General features: G+C 64.9%; 7 protein-coding genes. 3 read left to right on the forward strand and 4 right to left on the reverse strand.

Features of this window, described 5'->3' with window-relative positions:
• Window positions 1–1428: PIN domain-containing protein (locus tag NS3_RS27875; protein WP_245649849.1), on the reverse strand; the 1428-nt coding region annotated here is incomplete at its 3' end.
• A gap of 286 nt (window positions 1429–1714) precedes the next feature.
• Here NS3_RS27875 and NS3_RS27880 point away from each other — a divergent pair.
• Entirely contained in the window at window positions 1715–2266 is a 552-nt protein-coding gene (locus NS3_RS27880; protein ID WP_067865983.1) for a recombinase family protein, read from the forward strand.
• A 22-nt stretch (window positions 2267–2288) separates the two neighbouring features.
• On the opposite strand, the gene NS3_RS27885 is transcribed toward NS3_RS27880, so the two are convergent.
• Window positions 2289–3338, reverse strand: a complete 1050-nt coding sequence (locus NS3_RS27885) for a hypothetical protein (RefSeq protein ID WP_067865985.1) — start codon at window positions 3336–3338, stop codon at window positions 2289–2291.
• Window positions 3339–3619: 281 nt separating this feature from the next.
• On the opposite strand from NS3_RS27885, the gene NS3_RS27890 reads away from it, so the two are divergent.
• Together NS3_RS27890 and NS3_RS27895 are read left to right on the forward strand one after the other, a co-directional pair.
• Window positions 3620–3940: a transposase gene (locus NS3_RS27890; RefSeq protein ID WP_067865988.1), complete on the forward strand. Its 321-nt coding sequence runs from the start codon at window positions 3620–3622 to the stop codon at window positions 3938–3940.
• Complete coding sequence (locus tag NS3_RS27895; protein ID WP_067865991.1) at window positions 3940–4866, forward strand: IS3 family transposase; 927 nt, start codon at window positions 3940–3942, stop codon at window positions 4864–4866. Before NS3_RS27890 ends, NS3_RS27895 begins: the two co-directional genes overlap by 1 nt.
• A 269-nt stretch (window positions 4867–5135) precedes the next feature.
• Here the strand turns inward: NS3_RS27895 and NS3_RS27900 are convergent, their stop codons facing one another.
• Together NS3_RS27900 and NS3_RS27905 are read right to left on the reverse strand one after the other, a co-directional pair.
• The gene (locus NS3_RS27900; RefSeq protein ID WP_067865994.1) at window positions 5136–5483 is read right to left on the reverse strand and encodes a hypothetical protein; all 348 of its coding nucleotides are present in this window, start codon (window positions 5481–5483) and stop codon (window positions 5136–5138) included.
• Window positions 5455–5673: a hypothetical protein gene (locus NS3_RS27905; RefSeq protein ID WP_157101584.1), complete on the reverse strand. Its 219-nt coding sequence runs from the start codon at window positions 5671–5673 to the stop codon at window positions 5455–5457. Before NS3_RS27905 ends, NS3_RS27900 begins: the two co-directional genes overlap by 29 nt.
• Between the last annotated feature and the right edge of the window lie 647 nt (window positions 5674–6320).

Below are 6320 nucleotides of genomic sequence, written 5' to 3' on the forward strand. Positions count from 1 at the left end.
CGCCTTCGCTGCGGCCTTGTCCGCAGCGCTTCGCTTCTGGTGGTCAGCACCACTCACTAGAGGGAAACCCGGGGCGCCAAGCGTGTTGAGAGCAAAATTGCTCGTGATCGCCTGCACACCCGACTCCCTTACCGAGTTCGCAGCGATACTGTTCAGGATCGCCTGCACACCCGACTCCCTTACCGAGTTCGCAGCGATACTGTTCAGGATCGCCTGCACACCCGACTCCCTTACCGAGTTCGCAGCGATACTGCTCGCGACCGCCTGCAGGTTTGCTACTGCCGCCGCCGAGCCGACTGGATCCTTCATCAACAGGCCAGCGAGAGCCTCATGGCCCCCCGCAGAGTGGTGCCGTTGGTTTCGTTGGATCCACTGCGCGCGCATTGGGTCGTCCGGAAGCGCGGAGGCAGTGGTTACGCCCAGGTCGCAAACGGTGTGATCCGCGGAAACGGTGAGGTCGCCAGCCAGCCTGAGAGTCTTCGTCGTTGTTCCCTCCGCGAGGTGTTCATCGACGGTCTCGATGTCGACTTCGGCGTCGACACTGAACCGTGCGGTCCAGCCGGCGGTGTTGGTGCGAGCTGGCTCGTTGAAATCCCAGGTGTCGGCGACTACGCGTGAGGAAGACACCTCACCAGCCACAGTGTGGAGCTCCAGAGCGGCAGATCTGGGGTTGAGCGCGAGACCGTCGACCGCTGCGGACAAGCGTGTACTGAGTTTCTCGTGGTCGAGTTGACTGATGAGCTTGTCGAATTCGTCAGTGTCGATGGGAGTGAAGCGGCTGGCGAAGTGCAGTTCGAGCCGCCGAAGCCCGGTCACATAGTGCACCCGGTTGCTCAGCTCACGGTCGACCAACTCCTGCTGGAGTGTCGGATCGAACAGAAGCGGACAGTCATCGCGTTTACCACGACCCTCTCCCGTCCAGTTCCCGTTCTTTGGGCCGAAGTCGTCGACGTTGTTGCTGACGAACCACACTTCGGCGTCGGGGTTGGCTTCTGCGACGGAGAGCAGTGTGTGCCAGATGACGGCGTCGCGGAAGCTGTCGGGGCTCTTCGGACCGTAGGGAGCTGTCTGGTAGATGGCTCGCTGGACGATATCCATGTAGGGGATCTGGGGCGGTTCTACGAGAGAGGCGCCCATCTCGCCGAAACCGTCCCGAAGGCTTTGCTCCAGGTCGTCGATCTTCTTAGCGACCAACTCGGCGAGATCCTGATGCATGTCGCCGAGGTCGAGCGGTCCGATTCTCACGGCGGCCAATTTCTCGAACTCTTTCCTCCAGTTGTCCCGGATCCTGTGCACCGCTTCCAACAGAGCGACTTCCGGCACAACGAACCGGAAGCCCCACTCTTGCTGTCGCTCAGCGAGCGACTTCCAGGGGTTGCGCTGGAGGTTATTGGAGGATACGAGGATGTTGGCGTCGACAACGACCATGATCGTCACGGCGGCCATTGTCCTACCTGTAGAACTCAAGCGACGACCGGCCACCCCTACGCGCGCCGTACTCGATGGTGCGGAGTGGCGAACTTCGGATCAGCGGCGGTCCTGCCCATGGCGTCCGGTTGGGGTAGAGCCCAACTAGACACCCCTGACCGGGGCGTTTCGCGTCCGGATAGAGTCGGAAACCGAATTTCTTGACACTTGTCCGGTGAGTTCCTAGATTTCAACCTGACAACCGGCCGCAATCGCAGCCGGTTCCAGGCGAATACGGGAGGGCGCGGTGCGCGTCGGCTACATCAGGGTCTCGACCGTCGACCAGAACACCGACCGCCAACTCGACGGCGTCGACGTCGAGCGCGTTTTCACCGACAAGGTCACCGGCAAGAACGCCGAACGGCCGGCGCTGCAGGAGATGCTCGCCTTCGTCCGCGCCGGCGACACTGTGCTCGTGCACTCCATGGACCGCCTCGCCCGCAACCTCGACGACCTCCGCCGCCTCGTCCGCCAGCTGACCGGCAAGGGCGTGCGTGTCGAGTTCGTGAAGGAGGCACTGACCTTCACCGGCGAGGACTCCCCCATGGCCACCCTGATGCTGTCGGTGATGGGGGCCTTCGCCGAATTCGAGCGCGCCCTGATCCTGGAACGCCAGCGCGAGGGCATCGCCACCGCGAAGGCCCGCGGCGCCTACAAGGGCCGCAAGCCCGCCCTGACTACCGAACAGGTGACGACGCTGCGTGAGCGGGCGGCCGCCGGCGAACCGAAGTCCACGCTGGCCAAGGAGTTCGGGGTCAGCAGGGAGACGGTATACAGCTACCTACGGCAGACGGACTAGCGAGTGAAGGCGCTCCCACTTTTCAGTCCGGAGGCCACGAGTACCGCTCATTCAGGGCGAGCATCAGACTCGTTGCGACCATGACCGCCAGGATCGCGTTCTGCGGGGTGAAGTGGTCGGGGTGCGCCTGGTGCGCAACAACATGGCGCGACAGGGGCACTGGCCTCGGCTTGCCGGACTTCGGATGCCAGTCTGTCAGCAGGTTTACGACAGGTGCGACACCGAGTACATACCGCAGCCGGTCCTTCTGAAGGGCCACTCCCAGGTCAGTCACCTTGCACTGGTTCTTCGCCCTGCCGGAGCTGTCGTCTATGTGCGCTTCGATCTGCGTGTTGCACACGCTCACACCGAGCGCTTGCGCAGCTGCATGGTGCCCGTCGGCGAGAGCGGCAAGGGCTTGGAGGAGCAGTGGTCTCTGCTCGGCGAGTAGTGGATCGAGCTCGCAATCGACCGCTGCAGCACAGTCCTCCAAGATCTCAGTTGTGCGGGCAACGAGAACGGCCTCGCGGGCGGTCCGATCTGCAGCTTTGGAGAGTTCGGAGACGATTTCCGCTCGTGGGATGTACACGATCGGAATGCCTTCGTTCTCGACGATCTGCTGTGCCAGGTCCAAATCCAAGACCTCTTCCTCGCCTATAGGCCAGTTCGCTGGGTATCGCGCGCGGAGCGATTCGATGAGCTGCTTGGCTGCTGGCGGGATGAGATCGGCCGGAGCAGGGATGATGTGGCGAAGCACTCGCTGCACGTCGACCGCTGGAAGCTGGAGTGCTGGCCAGGCGACATCGATGGATGGGAAGTCCATCCTGGGCAGGAGGGCGTCGGCCCGTATTCCGTCGAGAACTGTCGAACGGAGCAAGTCGGTGACGTCGAAGGTGGCTCCCGGGCGTTGAAGCAGGCCAGGATCTAGCGTCATCGGTTCGAGTCGCGGCCACGGGATGGACGAGTTCATGCTCGACCGCAGGGTCTGCATGAACTCGTCCGTCGGCCAGTGCGGTAGGGAGGTGCGGTAAGCGCGCGCAGCGCTCTCTCGCAGTTCACGCTTCTGGGCGGCCGTCATCTCCGGGAAGGTCACGGATCGAAATTACCTGCGCAGGGCGACAGTCGGCCTAGGGTTCGCGGGCGGATGGCGGCGGCCCGAGAGGCTCGGAGCGGTCATCGATGGGACCGAGGCGAGCGGAGGCTGCTGTCCTGCTTGATCCGCGGTGTGGTTGTGTCGGGGGCCTCTGGCAGGCTGGTGCGCTATGGCGGATGCTGACCTGCTTCGAGACCTCCGTGCGCGGGTTCTCTGAGGTTCACCCCGAGTAGTGGACACCGACTTGGCAGGATCATCGATCCTGCTGGAAGGATGTCTCCATGTCTCGGAAACGTCGGTCGTTCACGACCGAGTACAAGGTCGAGGCTGCCCACTGGGTGATCGATTCCGGACGCACCGTCGCCGAGGTCTCCCGCGAACTCGGCATCCACGAAAGCCTGCTGGGCCGCTGGGTCGCCGACGAACGCCGCCGCATCGACGCCGCCGCTGTCCATGGCGAGAAACCACTGTCACCAGCAGAGCGTGAGGAACTGCTCCGGTTACGGAAACAGGTCGCCGAGCAGGACAAGGACATCGCGTTCCTGAAAAAAGCCTCGGCGTACTTTGCCGCGATGCAGCAGAACCGGCCCGGTTCGAACTGATGGCGAAGTACGCCGCCCCCGATGCCGTGGCGGTGGCCGACACAGCCGGCACCCCGGCTGTGTCCGAACATTTCGACGTGGTCGCGATGGCCAGGCTGCTCGAGGTGTCCACGTCGGGGTTCTACGCGTGGCGCAAACGTGCGCTGGCAACGGAACCGACTCACCGGCAGCAGCGACGGGCCGATCTGACGGTGAAGATCCTCGACGTGCACGCGGAGTCCGACGGCACCTACGGATCACCCCGCATCACCGACGAGCTCCGTGAACAGGGCGAACAGGTATCAGCCAAGACCGTCGCCACGATCATGGCCGCGATCGGGCTGGAAGGCATCAGCCCCCGCACCTTCAAGGTGAAAACCACCGTGGCCGATCCGGCCGCGTCGTTCCCGCCCGACCTGGTGCGACGGCAGTTCGACCAGGGCCGCCCCGACGCCGTCTGGACCACCGATGTCACCTACCTGACCTGCGGTGAAGGCGATATGTTTCTCTGCGCGGTCCGTGACGGGCACACCCGCCGGGTACTCGGCTACAGCATCGCCGACCACATCGGCGCGGACATGGTCACCGCCGCCATCGACGACGCCGTGGCCACCCGCGGCGGCGACTGCGCGGGCACGATCCTGCACTCCGATCGCGGTGGCGAGTTCACCGCCGGGTTGACCGCCCGATCCTGCTCTCGATACGGGCTGCGGCGATCGATGGGCGCGACCGGAATATGTTGGGACAACAGCCCATCCGAATCGCTGTGGTCGAGCTTCAAGCACGAACACTACTACCGGCATGTCTACGCGATGAAGGCTGAACTCGTTGCCTCGGTTGACAATTGGATGGATTGGTACAACAATCGCCGTCGGCACTCGTCGATCGGTAGCATCAGTCCCATCCATTACGAGCAGTCACTGACTATCGCGGTCGAAGCTGCTTAAACCCCTGTCCACCGTTCGGGGTGAACCTCACCCCCACAGTTACTCGCGAGTAACTCACGCGGTGGGGTCTACGCACCCCGGATGGTCGAGTGAGACAGCCGAGCACCCGGAGAACGGCGGCTACCTGTTCCCGCAGGCCCGCCGAGAGCAAGGCCTCAGGCGCGCCTATCGGGCGACCTGAGGCCTCGGCACGACAATGGGGCTCGGCTGCGGTTGGCAGTCGAGCCCCATTGCTGTTCCGGTGGCGCGGCGAAGGTGGTCGCCGCGGTCTACTCCGAGTCGGGTGTGCGCCCTTCGCGCAGGGCGTCGCCGATCTCGCTCGTGCGGGCCTGGTACTGGTCCTGGTCGAGGACCTGCACGTCGAAGCCGGGGGTGTGTTCCCCGTCGAGGTGGCGTTGGGCCATCGCGAAATGCTGGGCCACATAGTTCGGGTCCTGCATGCGGCGATCCACCTCGGCGGTGAGCGCGTGGCCGGCGGCGGTGCGGTCTTTGCCGGTCACGTACCAGTCCTCGCCCGGGTAGTAGGCGCGGACCGTGCCGTCGGCCTGGTCGACGAATTCGGGCCGCTGGATGACGTGGACGACCGGGTCAGAGCCGCCCTGCGGGGCCGGGTGCATAGAAAGTCTCCCTCGAGTTGTCGTCGTGGATCACGTAGCAGACGTACTGCATGCCAGGGTGCCCGACGATCGGGCCGGTGTACACGCAGTTCATGGTGGTCGCGGCAGCGGTGCCGGCCACCGCGGCGGGCGCTATCAGCAATGCCCCCAGCATGACGGCGCCGACTACTGCTTTGACTGTCCTGACCATGATGTTCCCCCCTGTGGATGGTGTGGTTGGACATCTGGTTGGACGCCGCCGGAACCGATTCGGTTCCAAGACAGCCATTTCCGATCCGATGCCCCACACCGGCCCGGCCCGGTCACGACTGGTCGGGCGCGCCGGTGGAGTGGCGCCGGTAGGTGGTCGTACACCGGCCGTCGCGGCGGCGGCGATCATGACCGCCGCTCCCCGCGGGTGCTGTGAGCTGGGTGGGTTCCGGTTTCGGACACGGATTCGAGGGCCGGGTGCAGGCGGCGGGTGCGTCGGCGGGTGTAGAGCTGGCCGTGGTTGGCGAGGAGGATCCGCAGTCGTGCGGTGGCCCATCGCGTCTGTGTGGTCTGCTCGGTCATGCCGAAGTCGACGTCGCCCGGACCGTGGTGGTTCCGGGCGGCGGTGGGGATGCCCTGTGACTGTCCGGTCCGGGCGAGGGCTGCCGCGCCCTCCCCTGTGGGAGGGCTTGCCCTCGGATCGACGGGCTTGCAGGTCAGTTCAGCTCGGCGCGGGCCGCGCGGAGGTAGTGGGCACGCCACCACTGGTCGTCGGTGTCGTTGCCGTACAGGCGTCGGCGTCGGGTTTCGCCGGCCACCTCGAGCAGTTCGCGGGTCAGCGCGGCGTGGTCTTTTCCGTGGTGGGGA

The organism is Nocardia shimofusensis NBRC 100134, from assembly GCF_001613125.1.
Lineage (GTDB): Bacteria > Actinomycetota > Actinomycetes > Mycobacteriales > Mycobacteriaceae > Nocardia > Nocardia shimofusensis.

What these genes read in the sequence shown, in the direction of transcription:
- NS3_RS27890 (WP_067865988.1), top strand. Translation starts at nt 3,620, where the DNA reads ATGTCTCGGAAACGTCGGTCGTTCACGACCGAGTACAAGGTCGAGGCT.
- NS3_RS27895 (WP_067865991.1), top strand. Translation starts at nt 3,940, where the DNA reads ATGGCGAAGTACGCCGCCCCCGATGCCGTGGCGGTGGCCGACACAGCC.
- NS3_RS27900 (WP_067865994.1), bottom strand. Translation starts at nt 5,483, where the DNA reads ATGCACCCGGCCCCGCAGGGCGGCTCTGACCCGGTCGTCCACGTCATC.
- NS3_RS27905 (WP_157101584.1), bottom strand. Translation starts at nt 5,673, where the DNA reads ATGGTCAGGACAGTCAAAGCAGTAGTCGGCGCCGTCATGCTGGGGGCA.